Raw genomic sequence first — 17,026 nt, 5'->3', positions numbered from 1 at the left:
ATGTTAAGAATTGCAGTTCCCAATAAAGGCTCTTTAGCTGACAGTTCAATTGCTATTTTAAAAGAGGCTGGATATCGTCAACGCACCGACAGCCGCGATTTAGTTTTAATCGACAACGACAATTCAGTTGAGTTTTACTATCTTCGTCCACGAGATATCGCTGTTTATGTTGGATCAGGTGAGTTAGAGGCTGGAATAACTGGTCGAGATTTGCTCATCGACTCGGCAGCACAGGCAGATGAGATCTTGTCGCTAGATTTTGGTGGCTCTACCTTTAGATTTGCTGGACCTGCAGATAAAGAGTGGACGGTTCAAAGTATTGCTGGCAAGCGTGTTGCTACCGCTTACCCAGGATTGGTTGAACACAGTTTAAAGAATCTGGGTATTACCGCGCAGATTGTGCGCCTTGATGGAGCTGTTGAAAGTTCAGTGCGCCTTGGCGTAGCCGATGTAATCGCTGATGTTGTGAGTACTGGAAACACTTTGCGCCAAGCAGGGTTGAAGATTTTCGGTGACCCAATCCTGACAAGTGAAGCGGTTGTGATTGCACGTAAGGGAGCAGCAATTCCAGCTGAGCTCGAAATTTTGATTCGACGTCTTCAGGGTGTTGTTACCGCCCGCCGTTATGTCCTGTTGGATTACGACGTTCCAAAAGATTTGGTTGATAAGGCTTGTGCAATTACTCCGGGACTTGAATCTCCTACGATTTCACCTCTGCAGAAGCAAGATTGGGTTGCGGTTCGAGCAATGGTGCTTCGCAAAGAAACAAACCGAGTAATGGATGAGCTGTGGTCTGTTGGAGCACGTGGAATTTTGGTAACGGATATTCACGCCTGCCGTCTGTAAAGCTTAAATTGCTCCAATTAAATCAAAAACAGAGCGTAGCGAAGGTTCATTGATCGCATAATCAGCGGCTTGAACAACAACTGGTTTGGCGTTGAAAGCGATACTTATTCCCGCAATTTCCATCATATCTAAATCATTTGCGCCATCACCGATAGCGACTGTGTCTTGTAAATTCACATTGCACTCTGCTGCGAAGAATCTAAGGGCATCCGCTTTAGCTGCACGATCAACAATTGCCCCTTCAACAGTTCCAGTCAGTAAGCCATTAGCGATGCCAAGCTTATTTGCTCGGTAATGCTTAATTCCCAAAGATTCGACCAGAGGTTTCAAAATGTCACTAAAACCACCAGATACCAATGCAACACAATGTCCCTTTTCGTGAAGGGTCTTAACGAGAGCATCTGCACCATCTGTAAGCAGGATTTCATTTTGCACTTCTACAATTGCAGCTTCTGGTAAACCTTTCAACAAGGCAACTCGAGCGCGCAAACTTTCTGAGAAATCTAGTTCGCCTCGCATGGCAGCTTCAGTTACTCGGGAAACCTCTTCAAGTACACCGGCCTTAGCGGCAAGCAGTTCAATAGCTTCCTGCTGAATAAATGTTGAGTCAACATCTAGCTGCACAAGCCGTTTTGCTACGGTCATTTATGGGTGAGCCTTTACCGACACCGTAGCTCCGTCTTCAAAGGTCGCCGAATTCAAAGCCGCTGACAGTGCAGCGATTGGTGAATTAGAGATTGTGAAACACAACGAAATTGGATTGGACCCGATACGTTGAATCGATTCAATATTTCCTGCTAATTCATTCGCGCAATTTGAAACGAAGGCAACTGTAGAAGGGTGCAGTTTTTCACCTGTAATCGTCACATCAACTAACGATCCCTTTACCGAGGTAAGAGGTCGGGTGGTAAATAGTGTTGCTATGTCCACATCATTTGCGGCTGCGCACTCTTCAAGATCTGCCTCGATCGCTTTCTGATGTGATGGATTAAGGGCGATCAAAACCGTCAAAATCAGACGATCGCTAACTACTAACTGTTCAACATCTACAATCGAGATCGCAAATGGTGACAAGCTCTGGAATAAGGCGGCGGAGATTCCAGCTTTATCGACCCCGGTCAGCAGGATTAATCCTGTGAATTGCTCTTTAACTTCAGTTTCAACAGTCATAAGAGGGCTAGGTTATCGTGAATCACTTGCCCTTTAGGCGAGGCATTGAGACATCGAGGGCTCAAATGGCACTATCTTTTGCATCTATGAGCAGCACCGTCCTTTCCCTGAGCGATGTATCAGTGCGTCGCGGTGACCGCACCATTTTGGGTCCGCTCAACTTTTCGATCTCACAAGGGGAGCGTTGGGTTGTCTTAGGACCAAATGGTGCTGGCAAATCAACCTTGCTGCAGATTCTTGCTACCAAAATCTTTCCGACCAAAGGGCAGGTTCGAGTTTTGGATAAAGAGATGGGCAAGGTTGATCTCTTTGAACTTCGCACGCGTATTGGAATTTGCGGTTCGGTAATCGCCGAAGATATTCCTTACGATGAAACGGTAAAGGATGTGGTTTTAACAGCGGCTTATGCAATCTTGGGACGTTGGAACGAGAATTATGATTTATGGGATGAGTCCCGAGCGATTGCGCTACTTACAACCTTTGGTGTACGTGATCTAGGTGATCGTTTGTATGGGACTCTCAGTGAGGGTGAAAAGAAGCGGGTGCAAATATCACGTGCACTGATGACCGACCCGGAGCTCTTGTTGCTGGATGAACCTGCCGCCGGTTTAGATCTAGGAGGACGTGAAGATCTATTGCAGCGTTTTGCACATTTCTCCGCTGATCCAACCGCACCGGCCACAATTTTGGTGACACACCATATTGAAGAGATCCCGGTAGGAAGCACCCACGCCTTGTTGCTCAAGGATGGGGTTATCGCAGTTTCAGGTCCTATTGATCAGGTTATTACCTCAGAACATGTATCTGCGGTCTTTGGAACTTCAATCTCTGTAACCTCAGAATCAGGGCGCTTCTTTGCACGCGCAGCTCTTTAAACAACTACATCCAGAATGGCAAGTTGTACTCGCTCCGCATAAGGATTTAATAGCAACAATAGAAGCGCAACTGGATCCTCAAATCGTTGCTCCACCTATGCACAGAATATTTCGTGCACTGAGTTATCCCATTTCAGCAACAAAGGTAGTGATCTTCGGTCAAGATCCTTATCCAACCGCAGGACATGCGCATGGTTTAGCTTTTTCAGTTGATGGACATGTTAACCCGCTGCCTCCAACACTAAGAAATATCTTTGAAGAGCTTTCTAGTGATACCGGTTCCGTGAAGCGAACAAACGCTGACCTGTCCGATTGGTTTGAACAAGGAGTTTTGTTACTGAATCGAATACTCACTACTGAAATTGGATGTTCGATGGCTCACGCAACTTTAGGTTGGCAAACAGTTACAGATGCTGTAGCGCAAGAGCTTGGCAAGCATGATGTAGTTGGCATCTTTTGGGGTAAATCTGCAGGGGAGTTGAAGGGGTATTTCCGCCAGGAGATGTGCATTGAATCGGTTCATCCGAGTCCACTCTCGTCATATCGTGGATTTTTTGGTTCCAAACCATTTACTAAGACAAATGAAATCCTGGTTCAGCGAAACCTTGCACCGATAATTTGGTAAGAAAAAAGCCCCCGGTTTCCCGGGGGCTTTTCTTTAATCTACCTTAGCCAATCCAAGCATTGATTGGAGATGACAAGAAGTAGATCATAAACAATCCAGATACAAGTAGAAGCAATGGATGTACATCCTTGCGACGTCCTTGGATCAAACGGATCACAACATGTGAAACAAAGCCCGCACCAATACCAACTGAGATGTTGTAAGTGAAAGGCATCAAGATGATGGTCAAGAATGCAGGAATCGCAATTCCGTAATCCTGCCAATCAATATTCTTGATCTGAGTCATCATGAGGAAACCAACAATTACTAGTGCTGGTGTTGCAGCCTCGTAAGGAATTACGGCAACTAATGGCGCTAGGAATGTTGTAAGAAGGAAGAGAACTCCGGTAACAACTGATGCAAGACCAGTACGTGCACCTTCGCCAACACCAGCTGCAGATTCGATGTAGCTTGTATTTGAGGAGATGCTTCCAGCTCCGCCAGCTACTGCTGCAATTGAGTCAACCAAAAGGATGCGATCGTTATTTGGAACATTTCCATCCTTATCGATGAGATCTGCTTCATGTCCAATTGCAGTAACAGTTCCAACAGTGTCGAAGAAATCTGAAAGAAGCAATGTGAAGATAAAGAGGATTCCAGCGATTAGCGAGATGCGATCAAATGATCCTAGTAGGTTGAAATTACCGAACAATGAGAAATCTGGAGTAGAAACAACATCTGAAGGCACAGCTGGAACATTTAAGCCCCAACCCTTTGGATTCACCTTGCCAGTTGCTCCATCAAAGTTTGGACCAATCTTGAATGCAGATTCAATTGCGATAGCTGCAACTGTTGCAACGATGATTCCAATCAGGATCGCTCCCTTAACCTTCTTGACCATCAAGCCGATCATCAAGAAAAGTCCGAAAGCGAAGACGATTGTTGGCCAGCCAACAAGGGTTCCATTATCGCCAAGAGTTACAGGTACTGGACCTGAACCTGTGCGACGAACGAATCCTGCATCAACAAGACCGATAAGGGCGATGAATAGACCAATACCAACAGAGATAGCAACCTTAAGTTGCGCAGGAACTGCACGGAAAACCGCGGTACGGAAGCCGGTGAGAACCAAAACTGTGATGATCAGACCTTCGATGACGACAAGTCCCATTGCATCTGCCCATGTCATCTTTGATGCGATACCAACTGCAACAAATGTATTGAGACCAAGACCAGTTGCGAGCGCCAATGGATAGTTTCCGACAACTCCCATAAGAATCGTAAGGATTCCTGCGATCAACGCAGTCATAGCTGCAACTGCAGCAAGGTTAGGAGCGTCGCCGCCACCTAGGAACTTTCCATCGCCATCTTTTGCAAGACCGATGATGAGTGGGTTAAGTGCAACGATGTAAGCCATCGTGAAGAAGGTTACAAACCCGCCACGTACTTCGCGGGCTACGGTTGAGCCACGTTCTGAGATTTTAAAGAATGAATCCAGCATGGAGTCAGCCTCTCTAATTTTGTTATCGGGGGTGTTTGCGACCCCGTGTGCGAAAGGGCGCACAGCCCTGGGAAGATGTGAGGATCCTATGCGCTACCGGGAGGTAACTCTTGAAACGACTCCCAGTGCGACCGCAATAGATTGACCAATAAGGGTGGCAAAGAGCAGTGTGCCCAATCCAACGGTGCCTCCGAGCAGCCATCCCATCACCAAGACAGAGCCTTCAATGCCCAGGCGCACTCTGCCGATTCTGATCCCGCTTCGGTGATGTAGCGCTGTCATCAAGCCATCACGGGGCCCAGGTCCTAAACCACAGGTGATGTACAAACTAGAGCCAACGCCCACCATTCCAATTCCAATAAGACAGTAGATGATTCCAACAAAATAAGAGTCAGGGGTAGGGAAGACCGTGACACCTACTTGGATCGCAGCTGCAATCAATGCGATATTTGAAAGGGTGCCAAATCCAGGCTTTTCTCTTAACGGGATCCATAAGAGAAGTACCAATGAACTGATTGCAAATGTTGACCAACCCATAGTGATATCAAGTCGATGTGAAATTCCTTGAGCAAGCACCGACCAAGGAGCATTTCCAATCTCACTTTGGATCAATAGTGAATCTCCAAGACCAAAGATAAATAAGCCGAAGAAAAGCACACTGACTCGAAGCGGTGATAACTCCCATCGAGATTTTGCTGTCCATGGTGTTTGGGGAACGGTTTTATGCGGACGCAGGAACTCTAAGAAGGGATTAGACATTGCATGAGTATAATCATCTAATGTTTCCTGGCGTTGGCACCTTAATCAACATAATCACAATTATTTCTGGTGCATCACTGGGCGTCTTGGTCGGCAATCGCATGAATTCAAAAACCAGAACTTTGCTCACTGATGTTTTGGGCATGGTGACATTGCTGGGAGCAGGTTCAGCGCTGATCCCGTTGTGGTCTGATCGCTATACGCAAGCACTTCCACAAGGCTGGACCTTATTGGTGGTGCTCGGTTCACTATTAATTGGTGGCCTCATTGGTTCATTTTTCAAATTAGAAGATCGACTTGATTCATTGGGTGAAAACCTGCGCATTAGATTCAAAGCATCCAGTGACTCACCCTTTGTTGAAGGCTTTGTTTCAGCCTCGCTGTTATTTGCAATCGGACCTCTCGCGATCCTAGGAAGCATCAGCGATGGCATGGGCAATGGAATAGATCAGCTGATTCTGAAAAGCACTTTGGACTTTTTTGCCGCAATGGCATTTGCAACTTCACTGGGTTGGGGAGTAGCTGTTTCAGCATTGCCAGTCGGTATTTATCAAGGCGTGTGGACCGTTATTGGACTCGGACTCGGTGAAATCCTCGATGGTTATCAAATCGATGCGATGACAATTGTGGGCGGAATAATGTTGATATGCATCTCTTTCCGACTACTCAATATCAAGCAGGTAGCGGTAGGAAACCTTTTACCAGCGTTAGCGATCGCACCAGTATTTGCCCTACTGGTTCACTCCTTTTAAAAGGTTGATGCATCAATCACAAAGCGATACTTAACATCACTTGCAACTGTTCGTGTGTACGCCTGATTGATGTAATCAGATTTAATCACTTCTACATCGCTGACAATCTGATGCTTGCCACAAAAATCCAACATCTCCTGTAGCTCAGGAACTCCACCAATCATTGAACCGGCGATACGGCGACGACCATTAAGCAAGGCACCAGCATGAACTGCATATGGCTTACCCGGTAAACCAATCACAACAAGGGTTCCATCCAAGGTAAGAAGATTTAGGTAATCACCAATTTCAAGCTCTGCACTTACCGTATTTAGAATCAGATCAAACTTCTTTTCAAGAGCCTTTAGATTCTCAGGATCCTTTGTTGAAACAAAGTGATGGGCACCCATCGCTAAAGCATCTGCCTGCTTTGAAGGGGAGTGGGACAGAACAGTCACTTCTGCACCCATAGCAACTGCAAACTTAACGCCCATATGCCCCAGACCGCCAAGGCCCATTACAGCCACTTTCATTCCGGGTCCGACATTCCAATGCTTGATTGGAGAATACAAAGTAATTCCGGCACACAACAATGGTGCGACACCATCCATCGGCAAGTTATCGGGAATTGTTACCGCATAATCCTCATTGATCACAAAGTTGTTTGAGTAACCACCCATTGCAACTGTTTTGCCGTCGCGCTCATATCCGTTGTACGTACCAGTCATTCCCTCAACGCAGTACTGCTGAAGTCCCTTTACGCAGCTAGAACATTTACGACACGAATCTACAAATACTCCAACGCCAATTTTGTCTCCAACGGCAAACTTAGTGACAGCGCTACCAATTGAGGTTACAACTCCCGCAATCTCGTGACCGGGAACCATTGGAAATATTGCTGGACCCCATTCTTCAGCGACCTGGTGAATATCACTGTGGCAGATGCCGGCGTATGAAATATCAAGTGCCACATCATGTGCACCTAGTTCACGGCGATCAAATTCGTAGGATTCAAGTGGGCTTTTGGCTGACAGCGCTGCATAACCACGTGATTTCATTGTTACTCCTTGAACGGTAATGGAAGTGATGATGTGTGTGCGGCACGAGATGCTCGTGCGGTAACTTGACGCATATGGTGACGGCGGCACAGTACTTCATAGGCAACTTCAGCGCCTGTTGAAACATCGCCAACTACAACCTGTTCGCCTTCTGTAACCATAACTCCGCCGACTGTTCTAGCGTTGTGCGTTGCACGTGAGCCACACCAGCACAGCGCTTCGACTTGAAGCGTGTTCACTCTGTCAGCTAATTCAACTAAACGGGCTGAACCCGGAAAAAGCTTGGTTCTAAAATCTGCCAAGATTCCGAATGCATAGACATCAATGCCCAACCCATCTACAACGCGGGCTAGCTGTTCAATCTGTTCACTCTCATAGAATTGCGCCTCATCACAAATGATGTAATCGATGCGCTCACCCATAGAAAGTCGATCTACAACAAGCTTGTGAATATCCATTGTCGGCATGACTTCAATCGCTGGACTTGATAATCCAAGTCGTGAAGAAATAACTCCGCTACCTGCACGATCATTATTTGTAAAGATCAAGCCTGTGCGACCACGACTCTGATGGTTATGTGCCGTCTGTAAGGCAAGCGTTGATTTTCCGCTATCCATCGTTCCGCAGTAATAGATCAATTCAGCCATGGCACGCATCCTGCCATAGCGCTAGGAAAATAGCCCCTTATCGGCAAGCGCCTTTTCTAATTGTGGCTTGAGGGCGATTGCGGCTGCAACGGAGATATGGGATGCATCACGATAAACGACATAACCATTCTGGATTGCGGGACAGAAGATTGAACACATCCATAGTGTTGGATCAATTTTCTCAAAGCCAGAAATGATTTTTACCGGCGTCTTTTCAGAAGAGTCACATGAATGTGAGTCGCGCGAAGCCAGACAATTTGGAATATCGCGTAAAGGACGGGGAGTGTCGCTGATATAGATCAAGTGCGAAGAAGAGCCCTTCAAATCTGCGAGTAAACGACGCTGTCCTGCATTCCACCAATCCGCACGATTTGGATATCCATTTGGTGGCGTAAAGTATTGGAAACTGCTAATAATCACGGCAGCAGGATGAATTGATTTAATTCGAGCGATTGAATTTTCCCGCCATTTTTCGCAATGGACATTTTTGAAGGCGCCTTGATCTTCACGAGGAACATCCACAGAAGGACATGCAGATTTTGTCAAAGAGACAAGTTTGTATCCCTTTTCAAGGGCTAACTTTTCTAAAGCCGGAAACCATTGAGCAGCATGTGAATCGCCGTAAAGAACTATTGTTTTCTTTGAGGTCTTTACACCGTATGTGCAGTAACCAGACTTAGTTTCACCATAATTAACATGGCAGCCATCGCCATAAACAGCTGGCTTCTCCATCACCTTTGTTAAATTGAATTTGTAATCGGTGCCTTTGACCGAGATCATCGAAGATGCGGTCGCTGAAATGAGCAATCCAGCTACCAACGAGGTCACAGTTGTCGCCACAAAAAAGAGATAAACCTTCTTGCCGGATATTTTCTTGTGACGAATTGGTTGTTCAATGAACTTACTTGTTAAATGCGCTAAAACTACGGTCAGCAGAATACAAAAGAGTCGCTCTCGTACACGCAGCGGGCGACCTAATGCACTACTTGGTAAAACTAAGGCTGGCCAATGCCACAGATACAGGGGATATGAGATTGCACCTAACCATTGCGCCAATCGGTTATTGCTCAAATCATTAAAAAGTCGCGGCCAGATTGAAATGGAGCCAATTAATAAAGCGGTTGCAACCACTGGCAATACAGCATTAATGCCTGGGAAGGCGGTGTTCTCGTTAAAATTGAATGTTGCTATTCCAATTCCGATTACACCGATCCACGGAATGAAACGATTACGCCACAACTTTTCAGGAATGAAGAGCAGCAGCGCGCCAACACCTAACTCCCAGGCGCGGGTAGGTAAGGAATAAAAAGCCCAAATAGGAGAGGTTTGAGTTTGGTAAACCGAGAGAAGTAGTGATGCAGCCGTGGTGATTGAGATTCCGTAGAAGATGGATCGTTTTCCATAGCGGGCTAAAAACAGAAGAAAGATTGGCCATACTACGTAAAACTGTTCTTCGACAGCTAAAGACCAGTAATGAATGAAGGGTGATGGCGTTGCATTTAAGTTCTGATAATCATTTTGCCACCATGCAAAAAGATAATTTGAAATATATGCAGCTGCGGCAAATAGATCTCGTCCTAGCGCATCACGAGTAATTGCTGGAAGCACAAACATGCCAACGATCGCCGTACAAAACAGTACGAAAACAGATGTTGGAAGTAATCGCTTGATGCGACGTTGATAAAAAGCGTGCAGATCTAAGCTTCCAGTTTTTTCTATCTCGCGAAGAATCAAACCGGTGATCAGGTATCCAGATATAACGTAGAAAATATCTACACCAATGAATCCTCCAGGTACCAAACGAGCGTGGAAGATTGTTACAAGGAGAGCGGCAAGAGCTCTTAATCCTTGAATCTGGAGGATGCGCACCGTTAGGAAACTACCAGCGAAGTTATCGGAATATTTGGATATTTCTCTTGGAGAGTTGCGCGGCCCGGCAATCCCTCGATTTCGAGCAAGGCTAAAACATGCACAACTTCGCCACCAACTCTGTGGATGAGTTCAATAGCTGCACCGATGGTTCCACCAGTTGCCAAGACATCATCAATAAGAAGGACCTTGGAACCCTTAGGGATCGCATCAAGGTGTATTTCAAGGGTGTCGGTACCGTATTCAAGACCGTAATTTTCAGAGATCGTGATGTGGGGGAGTTTTCCCGCTTTGCGAATCGGAACAAAGCCGCTTCTGAGTTGGTTGGCTACAGCTGATGCGAAAATAAAGCCTCGTGCCTCGATGCCTGCAACTAATGTTGATGAATCTGCAAAAGAGGCAAACTTTTCAGTGATGGCGATAAATGCTTCACCATGTGCCAACAATGGGGTGATGTCCTGGAAGCGAATGCCCGGTTTTGGATAATCTGGGATTTCACGGATGAGCGATAGGGCATCATCAATTTTCATGTGTCCGAGAGGGGACTTGAACCCCTAATCCCTTGCGGGAACTAACACCTCAAGCTAGCGCGTCTGCCAATTCCGCCACCCGGACTAAGTGTTGGAAAAGTCTAGCAATCTGGTGACAGAATAGCGAAATGACTACATCTACACACTCAGAGTTAGAACTAGACGCCATCCGTATCTGCCAGGAGTTAATCAGAATTCCTAGCGTTAACTTTGGCGATGGCAAGGGCGATGAGAAAGATGTGGCTGAGTACGTTGTTAAGCAACTAGCTGAAGTTGGAATTGAATCAAAGATTTATGAATCAGCACCAGGTCGTTGCAATGTTATTGCGCGCATTAAGGGATCAAATTCAAACCGTCCAGGTTTAGTCGTTCACGGTCACCTTGATGTTGTTCCAGCCAATGCAGCTGATTGGTCGGTCGATCCATTTTCAGCTGAAATGAAGGATGGCTATATCTGGGGTCGCGGTGCGGTCGATATGAAAAATATGGATGCAATGATCCTTGCAACTGTTCGCAGCTGGGCCCGCTCTGGTTATGTTCCTGAACGCGACATCGTTCTTGCATTCTTTGCCGATGAAGAGGCCGGAAGTATTTATGGATCTCACTACATGGTTAAGAATCACCCAGAAGTGTTCGCCGGATGCACAGAAGCGGTTTCTGAAGTTGGAGGATTTTCAGTAACTGTTGCGGGTGGAAAGCGTTTGTACTTAATTGAAACCGCTGAAAAGGGTATTCACTGGATGAAGCTCACAGCTCATGGAAGAGCGGGTCATGGTTCAGTAATGAATGATGAAAATGCACTCACTCGACTCACTGAAGCTGTTGCAAAGATTGGTAATTACACCTGGCCACAGCGTTACAGCAAAACTGTAAAAGCATTTTTTAAGCGCGTTGCAGACGAGACTGGAAAGCCATATAACGAAGCTGATCTACAACCGCTTTTGGAAGAGGTTGGATTTGCAGCCCGCATGATTGGCGCAACACTTCAGAACACTGCAAACCCAACGATGCTCGAAGCGGGATATAAAGCCAACGTGATTCCTGGTTCAGCCAGCGCAGTAATTGATGGTCGCTTTATTCCAGGTTTTGAAGATGAACTTAATAGCACGATCAAAACGTTGATCGGTGAGCACATCACAGTAGAAACAATCACTCGAGATAAGGCGCTTGAGGTTCCATTCGAGGGTGATTTAGTTGAAGCGATGTGTAATGCATTAATTAAAGAGGATGCTGTAGCTATTCCCGTTCCATATGTCATGAGCGGTGGAACAGATAACAAGGCGCTAGCTGATCTAGGAATTATTGGTTATGGCTTTTCACCACTCAAGCTAGATGCCGACTTTGATTTCATGGCCATGTTCCATGGTGTCGATGAAAGAGTTCCAGTTGAAGGTTTAGTGTTTGGTGCTCGAGTTCTAAAAGATTTCTTAGAAAACGCTTAAGCACTCACATCATTTAAAGCATTACGAACGATTTCAGGTAGCGAAATCTCTTCGCTTTTAAGTACGCCACGAAGTTGAGCTCCAGTTCGTGCACCAATCAGAGAAGTTGTTACACCTGGCGCATCACGAACCCATGCCAAAGCAACTTCCAGTGGCGAAAATCCAAGACCTTCGGCAGCGACAGCTACCGCTTCAACGATTCTTGATGAACGTGAATCCAAGTACGGTTCGATGTGTTTAGCAAAATGAGGTGCTGCTCCTCGGGAATCGCTTGGAATTCCTTTGCGATACTTTCCAGTCAATACGCCACGAGCCAATGGTGCCCACGCAAGAAAGCCTAAACCGCACTCTTGGGCGGCATCTAGCACTTCGATTTCAACTTCACGATTCAAAAGCGAGTACTCACTTTGCACAGTAGTTAAAGGTGCTTTCATCGAATTAGCTTGTTGTTTAGTTGCAGCGCGTGCGATCTGCCAACCCGAGTAATTACTAATTCCGACATATCGCGCACGACCCGTTGTGTATGCATAATCAAGGGCGGACAAGGTGTCATCTAGCGGAGTAGCTTCATCCCAAGCATGGATCTGCCAAACATCTACAAAATCTGTACCAAGTCGAGCTAAGGATTTATCTAGTTCAGCAATTAAATGGTGGCGAGTGGCATTAACAGTTCTCGTTCCATCAGAAAAGGTGATGCCAGCCTTTGTAGCGATTACAACATCATCTCGATTAAATAATGTTCCAATTAATCCGCCTATGACACGTTCACTGTCTCCATCACCATATGTGGCAGCGGTATCTATGAAATTGCCACCCGCATCGAGAAAGGCACGGCACTGATCTGCAGCCTCAATCTCATCTGTATCGCGACCCCATGTCATAGTTCCTAGGCCGAGGCGAGATAGCGATAATCCGCTTCCACCCGCTTTACGCTTTTCCATGAGGCGACCCTAGCAAGGCAAGGCGGCAAAAGCTGCGATAGCCTTTCATTTATGCGATTGGTTTTGATACGACATGCACATTCCGAGGCCAACGCTGCAGGAATACTTTCAGGCCGTCTTCCAAATGTTCACCTATCGACCAAAGGTTTAGAACAAGCAAAAGCGCTCTCAAACCGTCTTGGAACATTTCCAATTTCACAACTTCGAATAAGCCCAATGGAACGTTGCTTCGAAACGATCCAACCTTGGATTAATGATCATGTGATTCCCCGTGACTCTGCTTTTGAGCCGGTTATTGATCCCGAACTTACCGAAGTTGATTATGGATCGTGGAGTGGTCGTAAGTTATCTGTTCTCAGCAAAAACAAATTGTGGAGAACTGTTCAGGAATCACCTAGCCGTATGTACTTTCCTGCCGGTGAAGGCATTGCCCAAATGCAAGCACGAGCGATGAGTTCTGTGCATGAAATGGTGGCCGCTAAGAAAAAGGGTGCGGCGGTAATTGTCAGTCATGGTGATGTCATCAAATCCATTATCGCTTCAGCCTTAGGAATGCATTTAGATGAATTCCAACGCATCATCATCGATCCTGCATCTGTATCAATCTTGGAGTACTCCGAAGTTAAACCGCGGGTTTTATTGCTCAATGATTCTCGTGCCGTTGTAACTGAACTGTTAGTTGCGGCTCCTCGCAAGAAGAATTTACTTGGTGGCGGTTCGGGTAAATGAGGCACACATTTAACTCTCCAGAGCGATTTGTTGCGGGAACGGTCGGTGAACCTGGAGAAAGAGCCTTTTTCATTCAGGTTAGAGAAGGCTCTCGAGTCATTTCCGTAGCTTTAGAAAAAGCACAAGTTCAAGCTATCGCTGCACGATTAGAGGTGATGGTTGCTGAAGTTAAAAAGTCAGATCCATTGATTTCAGTTGTAAAACTTGCACATGATGATCAACCCTTGGAATCTCCTATCGATTCAGAGTTCCAAGTTGGTGCTATTTCCTTGGCATGGGATGATCAAACGCAATGTATTTGCCTAGAACTTTACGAGTTGGAAGAGGATGAGGAAGACACTGAAGGAGAAGTTCTAGAGGTAAATGTTTCGCTGGGCGCAGCAATAGCTTTCGCTACTAGATCAAAGGCTGTCGTAGGTGCAGGGCGTCTGCCTTGCCCATTCTGCGCAATACCAATCGACCCACGAGGTCATCTATGTCCGAGGGCAAATGGTTACCGACGATAAAGCGAAACATCTTGCACAAGGTGATTTGAAAGTTACGGGTCGTCTTGTCGATGCTTCCAATGCAACCTTGTATGCAACAGCAACTCTTGATGAACAAGAGATCGTTTGTATCTACAAACCGATAGCAGGAGAGCGCCCACTATGGGATTTCGCAGATGGATCATTAGCCCATCGAGAGTACGCCGCCTACCTTGTAAGCGAAGCGCTTGGATTTCATTTGGTACCGCTCACAATTTTGCGCGATGGTCCTTATGGATTTGGCATGGTTCAAGAGTGGATCACAATTGATGAATCCATTGATTTAGGAGCCTTTTTCTCAACCGATCATCCACGTTTGCGTGCCATGGCACTCTTCGATGCAATCATTAACAACACAGACCGCAAGATCGGCCACCTGCTTCCGATTGACCAGGAACAAGTTTTTGGCTGTGATCACGGAGTAACTTTTCACCCAGAAGACAAGCTGCGAACGGTGCTGTGGCAATGGGCCGATAATCAATTAAATGAATCAGAGATTCAGCTTTTACAGCATGCCCAGAATCTTTTGTCGGGGGAGTTAGCGGTGCAATTACAACCATTGTTGACTCAGGTTGAGATCGAAATGACCGCAATTAGAATCAAGAATTTGTTGGAAACGCGACGTTTTCCGCTACCTAACCCGAACTGGCCTGCAGTTCCTTGGCCAGCTTTCTAAATACCCAATACGATACTCAAATGAATTCTTGGTCAGAGGTTGATGTTCCTGTCATAAGCCAAGCTCTGAACAAACCACTCCTTCGATTGTCTGATTCAGCTACTCAGAAAAAAGAAGAGGTAACTTTAAAGCCGCTATACCGAATGTATGTTTGTGGAATTACTCCATACGATGCAACACATCTTGGACATGCTGCAACCTATTTAACATTTGATTTAGTCAATCGCTATCTACGCTTTCTGGGCTCTGAGGTTCGCTATGTACAAAACATTACCGATATCGATGACCCACTTTTAGAACGCGCTAATCGCGATGGTCTTGATTGGAAAGATTTAGCACATCAACAAATCGATCTTTTCCGCGGAGATATGCAGGACTTAAGGGTCATACCCCCTGCGCATTACATTGGCGCTGTTGATGCAATCCCATTAGTTACAAGTGCAATTTCGATGCTGCAAGAGCGAGGCAGTATTTATCCAGTAGATAGCGATCTGTACTTCGAGGTTGATGCCGATAGTAAGTTCGGACAGCGTTCCCATTTGAATCACGATGAAATGTTGCAAATCTTCTCTGAGCGCGGTGGAGACCCACAACGCGAAGGTAAAAAGAACCCATTGGATTGCCTTGTATGGATGTCTCAAAGACCAAATGAACCTGGTTGGGATTCACCATTTTCTGTTGGACGACCTGGGTGGCACATTGAATGCACAGCAATCGCGATCGAGTACCTTGCACCCTCAGATTTTGATAACACTCTGATCGATATCCAAGGTGGCGGAAGTGATTTGATTTTTCCTCATCATGAAATGTGTGCTGCGCAAGCTCAAGTAATTTCTGGAAAAGAACTTGCGGCCCATTATGTGCATGCTGGCATGATCGGCCTTGATGGCGAGAAGATGAGTAAGAGTAAGGGCAATCTAGTTTTTGTCTCGAAATTGATATCTGCTGGGCGTGATCCCTTGGCAATTCGCTGGGCTTTGATGAAAAGCCATTACCGTTCTGATCGCATGTGGACTGAACAATTATTGGTTGAATCCGAATCCGAAATTGCCGCACTTCGCTCGGTTCTTAAGAATGGATCTGCGATCTCAGCTTCCGAATTAGTTCAATCAATCGTCAACTCACTAGCCGATGATCTCGATACGCCAACTATTCTCAATTCAATCAACAGCTGGGTGAACTCATCAAAAAATGAAGGTTCGCATCAAGATTTGCCAGAACTTGTCACGGCGTTGGATGCTTTACTTGGATTAAAGTTTTAATCGTTACTTCGTCTGCGTAAGTATCTTTCAAACTCTTTTGCAATTGAATCACCTGAAACATCAGGTAGCTCGGCTGCATCTTTGCTCTCTTCTAGTGCCTTTACATACTCTGCAACATCGGTATCTTCCGCTGCTAATTCATCAACAGACTTTTCCCATGCATCGGCATCTTCTTGCAAAGTTCCCAGAGGAAAAGAAACATCCAAGAAATCTTCCAATGAATTGATCAGCGCTAAGGACGCTTTAGGCGAAGGGGAGGCCGATGCGTAATGTGGTACAGCGGCCCATAATGAAATCGCATCAATTTCACGCCGCATACATCCATCCTGGATAATTCCCAAAATTCCAGTAGGGCCTTCATACTTTGAAACAGATACACCTAAACGTTCCGCGATATTTGGGTGAGCTCCTGTTCCGGTCACAGTGATGGGGCGTGAATGTGGCGTGTCAGCTAAGAGCGATCCCAAGGTAACAACTAGCGAAACTTCAAGATCATCAGCAAGATCTAATAGATCAGTAGTAAAAGTTTTCCAACGCATTGATGGTTCAACGCCGGTAACTATTACAAGATCACGATCCATAGATGGGATTTCCAATCCAAAAATTTGAGTTGAAGGCCAGGTGATATTGCGAATCGATGAATCATCAATTGAAACTTGTGGCCTATTGACCTGGAAATCGTAGAAATCTTCTGGTTCAACATCTGCAATGAGTTGAGGCAGGATTTCATCATCTTTCTCACGCCAAATAGAGAGCAGATGTTCAATGGCACCTGATGCACCTTCGGCAGCATCATTCCAGCCGGAAAAGGCCATAACCATGACTGGATTGCGAAGCAACGGAATCTGATGAATCTCCATGA

The 17,026-nt window shown here is 45.9% G+C and carries 19 protein-coding genes and 1 tRNA gene; 9 read left to right on the top strand and 11 right to left on the bottom strand.

The window, feature by feature from the left end; translation table 11 throughout:
* Positions 1-846: an ATP phosphoribosyltransferase gene (gene hisG / locus AC8GFU_RS03680; RefSeq protein WP_506627154.1), complete on the top strand. Its 846-nt coding sequence runs from the start codon at positions 1-3 to the stop codon at positions 844-846.
* Between the two features lie 3 nt (positions 847-849).
* Here the strand turns inward: hisG and serB are convergent, their stop codons facing one another.
* Both serB and AC8GFU_RS03670 read right to left on the bottom strand, forming a co-directional pair.
* Complete coding sequence (gene serB, locus AC8GFU_RS03675; protein ID WP_506627153.1) at positions 850-1,491, bottom strand: phosphoserine phosphatase SerB; 642 nt, start codon at positions 1,489-1,491, stop codon at positions 850-852.
* Positions 1,492-2,016: an ACT domain-containing protein gene (locus tag AC8GFU_RS03670; protein ID WP_506627152.1), complete on the bottom strand. Its 525-nt coding sequence runs from the start codon at positions 2,014-2,016 to the stop codon at positions 1,492-1,494.
* A 65-nt stretch (positions 2,017-2,081) separates the two neighbouring features.
* Between AC8GFU_RS03670 and AC8GFU_RS03665 the strand changes: the two genes are divergently transcribed.
* A complete protein-coding gene (locus AC8GFU_RS03665; RefSeq protein ID WP_506627151.1) occupies positions 2,082-2,891 on the top strand; it encodes an ABC transporter ATP-binding protein in 810 nt (269 codons plus the stop codon).
* Positions 2,872-3,516 (top strand): uracil-DNA glycosylase, encoded by a 645-nt coding sequence (locus tag AC8GFU_RS03660; RefSeq protein ID WP_506627150.1) that lies wholly within the window; start codon positions 2,872-2,874, stop codon positions 3,514-3,516. The genes AC8GFU_RS03665 and AC8GFU_RS03660 overlap by 20 nt, the downstream gene beginning before the upstream one ends.
* A gap of 43 nt (positions 3,517-3,559) precedes the next feature.
* Here the strand turns inward: AC8GFU_RS03660 and AC8GFU_RS03655 are convergent, their stop codons facing one another.
* A complete protein-coding gene (locus AC8GFU_RS03655) occupies positions 3,560-4,996 on the bottom strand; it encodes an NCS2 family permease (protein WP_506627149.1) in 1,437 nt (478 codons plus the stop codon).
* A 93-nt stretch (positions 4,997-5,089) separates the two neighbouring features.
* Positions 5,090-5,755: a membrane protein YczE gene (yczE, locus tag AC8GFU_RS03650; RefSeq protein WP_506627148.1), complete on the bottom strand. Its 666-nt coding sequence runs from the start codon at positions 5,753-5,755 to the stop codon at positions 5,090-5,092.
* A 20-nt stretch (positions 5,756-5,775) separates the two neighbouring features.
* Here yczE and AC8GFU_RS03645 point away from each other — a divergent pair, with 20 nt between their 5' ends.
* Positions 5,776-6,507, top strand: a complete 732-nt coding sequence (locus AC8GFU_RS03645) for a DUF554 domain-containing protein (RefSeq protein ID WP_506627147.1) — start codon at positions 5,776-5,778, stop codon at positions 6,505-6,507.
* On the opposite strand, the gene AC8GFU_RS03640 is transcribed toward AC8GFU_RS03645, so the two are convergent.
* From AC8GFU_RS03640 to AC8GFU_RS03620, 5 genes are all read right to left on the bottom strand, one after another.
* The gene (locus AC8GFU_RS03640) at positions 6,504-7,544 is read right to left on the bottom strand and encodes an NAD(P)-dependent alcohol dehydrogenase (protein ID WP_506627146.1); all 1,041 of its coding nucleotides are present in this window, start codon (positions 7,542-7,544) and stop codon (positions 6,504-6,506) included. The two genes, AC8GFU_RS03645 and AC8GFU_RS03640, sit on opposite strands and share 4 nt — an antisense overlap.
* A gap of 2 nt (positions 7,545-7,546) precedes the next feature.
* Positions 7,547-8,191: a thymidine kinase gene (locus tag AC8GFU_RS03635; protein WP_506627145.1), complete on the bottom strand. Its 645-nt coding sequence runs from the start codon at positions 8,189-8,191 to the stop codon at positions 7,547-7,549.
* Between the two features lie 21 nt (positions 8,192-8,212).
* On the bottom strand, positions 8,213-10,060 hold the full coding sequence (locus AC8GFU_RS03630) for an acyltransferase family protein (RefSeq protein WP_506627144.1): 1,848 nt from the start codon (positions 10,058-10,060) through the stop codon (positions 8,213-8,215).
* A 2-nt stretch (positions 10,061-10,062) separates the two neighbouring features.
* On the bottom strand, positions 10,063-10,590 hold the full coding sequence (locus AC8GFU_RS03625) for an adenine phosphoribosyltransferase (protein ID WP_506627143.1): 528 nt from the start codon (positions 10,588-10,590) through the stop codon (positions 10,063-10,065).
* A gap of 1 nt (position 10,591) precedes the next feature.
* Positions 10,592-10,675, bottom strand: a tRNA-Leu gene (locus AC8GFU_RS03620).
* A gap of 43 nt (positions 10,676-10,718) precedes the next feature.
* Here AC8GFU_RS03620 and AC8GFU_RS03615 point away from each other — a divergent pair.
* Positions 10,719-12,032 carry a M20/M25/M40 family metallo-hydrolase gene (locus AC8GFU_RS03615; protein WP_506627142.1) on the top strand — a complete coding sequence of 438 codons (1,314 nt, stop codon included), beginning with the start codon at positions 10,719-10,721 and terminating at the stop codon, positions 12,030-12,032.
* Here the strand turns inward: AC8GFU_RS03615 and AC8GFU_RS03610 are convergent.
* On the bottom strand, positions 12,029-12,973 hold the full coding sequence (locus tag AC8GFU_RS03610; RefSeq protein ID WP_506627141.1) for an aldo/keto reductase: 945 nt from the start codon (positions 12,971-12,973) through the stop codon (positions 12,029-12,031). The two genes, AC8GFU_RS03615 and AC8GFU_RS03610, sit on opposite strands and share 4 nt — an antisense overlap.
* Positions 12,974-13,024: 51 nt before the next feature.
* On the opposite strand from AC8GFU_RS03610, the gene AC8GFU_RS03605 reads away from it, so the two are divergent.
* Genes AC8GFU_RS03605 through mshC form a run of 4 tightly spaced genes read left to right on the top strand, consistent with a single transcriptional unit; the run spans position 13,025 to position 16,164 of the window.
* Positions 13,025-13,702, top strand: coding sequence for an MSMEG_4193 family putative phosphomutase (locus tag AC8GFU_RS03605; RefSeq protein WP_506627140.1), 678 nt, complete (start codon positions 13,025-13,027; stop codon positions 13,700-13,702).
* Positions 13,699-14,208, top strand: a complete 510-nt coding sequence (locus tag AC8GFU_RS03600) for a DUF3090 family protein (protein WP_506627139.1) — start codon at positions 13,699-13,701, stop codon at positions 14,206-14,208. The genes AC8GFU_RS03605 and AC8GFU_RS03600 overlap by 4 nt, the downstream gene beginning before the upstream one ends.
* On the top strand, positions 14,192-14,902 hold the full coding sequence (locus tag AC8GFU_RS03595) for an SCO1664 family protein (RefSeq protein WP_506627138.1): 711 nt from the start codon (positions 14,192-14,194) through the stop codon (positions 14,900-14,902). Before AC8GFU_RS03600 ends, AC8GFU_RS03595 begins: the two co-directional genes overlap by 17 nt.
* Before the next feature lie 20 nt (positions 14,903-14,922).
* The gene (mshC, locus tag AC8GFU_RS03590; protein WP_506627137.1) at positions 14,923-16,164 is read left to right on the top strand and encodes a cysteine--1-D-myo-inosityl 2-amino-2-deoxy-alpha-D-glucopyranoside ligase; all 1,242 of its coding nucleotides are present in this window, start codon (positions 14,923-14,925) and stop codon (positions 16,162-16,164) included.
* Here the strand turns inward: mshC and AC8GFU_RS03585 are convergent.
* The gene (locus tag AC8GFU_RS03585) at positions 16,161-17,024 is read right to left on the bottom strand and encodes a PAC2 family protein (RefSeq protein ID WP_506627136.1); all 864 of its coding nucleotides are present in this window, start codon (positions 17,022-17,024) and stop codon (positions 16,161-16,163) included. The two genes, mshC and AC8GFU_RS03585, sit on opposite strands and share 4 nt — an antisense overlap.
* Between the last annotated feature and the right edge of the window lie 2 nt (positions 17,025-17,026).

Origin of the sequence: Planktophila warneckei (SeqCode), from assembly GCF_965234675.1 — a bacterium.
GTDB classification, from domain to species: domain Bacteria; phylum Actinomycetota; class Actinomycetes; order Nanopelagicales; family Nanopelagicaceae; genus Planktophila; species Planktophila warneckei.
Note: the sequence above shows the minus strand (reverse complement) of the source record. Positions and strands in the feature narration are given on the sequence as shown.

Coding starts and splice junctions, on each gene's coding strand:
- AC8GFU_RS03645 (WP_506627147.1), top strand. CDS start 5,776: ATGTTTCCTGGCGTTGGCACCTTAATCAACATAATCACAATTATTTCT.
- AC8GFU_RS03670 (WP_506627152.1), bottom strand. CDS start 2,016: ATGACTGTTGAAACTGAAGTTAAAGAGCAATTCACAGGATTAATCCTG.
- hisG (WP_506627154.1), top strand. CDS start 1: ATGTTAAGAATTGCAGTTCCCAATAAAGGCTCTTTAGCTGACAGTTCA.
- yczE (WP_506627148.1), bottom strand. CDS start 5,755: ATGTCTAATCCCTTCTTAGAGTTCCTGCGTCCGCATAAAACCGTTCCC.
- AC8GFU_RS03595 (WP_506627138.1), top strand. CDS start 14,192: ATGGTTACCGACGATAAAGCGAAACATCTTGCACAAGGTGATTTGAAA.
- AC8GFU_RS03625 (WP_506627143.1), bottom strand. CDS start 10,590: ATGAAAATTGATGATGCCCTATCGCTCATCCGTGAAATCCCAGATTAT.
- AC8GFU_RS03605 (WP_506627140.1), top strand. CDS start 13,025: ATGCGATTGGTTTTGATACGACATGCACATTCCGAGGCCAACGCTGCA.
- AC8GFU_RS03635 (WP_506627145.1), bottom strand. CDS start 8,191: ATGGCTGAATTGATCTATTACTGCGGAACGATGGATAGCGGAAAATCA.
- AC8GFU_RS03665 (WP_506627151.1), top strand. CDS start 2,082: ATGGCACTATCTTTTGCATCTATGAGCAGCACCGTCCTTTCCCTGAGC.
- AC8GFU_RS03640 (WP_506627146.1), bottom strand. CDS start 7,544: ATGAAATCACGTGGTTATGCAGCGCTGTCAGCCAAAAGCCCACTTGAA.
- AC8GFU_RS03600 (WP_506627139.1), top strand. CDS start 13,699: ATGAGGCACACATTTAACTCTCCAGAGCGATTTGTTGCGGGAACGGTC.
- AC8GFU_RS03610 (WP_506627141.1), bottom strand. CDS start 12,973: ATGGAAAAGCGTAAAGCGGGTGGAAGCGGATTATCGCTATCTCGCCTC.
- mshC (WP_506627137.1), top strand. CDS start 14,923: ATGAATTCTTGGTCAGAGGTTGATGTTCCTGTCATAAGCCAAGCTCTG.
- AC8GFU_RS03615 (WP_506627142.1), top strand. CDS start 10,719: ATGACTACATCTACACACTCAGAGTTAGAACTAGACGCCATCCGTATC.
- serB (WP_506627153.1), bottom strand. CDS start 1,491: ATGACCGTAGCAAAACGGCTTGTGCAGCTAGATGTTGACTCAACATTT.
- AC8GFU_RS03585 (WP_506627136.1), bottom strand. CDS start 17,024: ATGGAGATTCATCAGATTCCGTTGCTTCGCAATCCAGTCATGGTTATG.
- AC8GFU_RS03655 (WP_506627149.1), bottom strand. CDS start 4,996: ATGCTGGATTCATTCTTTAAAATCTCAGAACGTGGCTCAACCGTAGCC.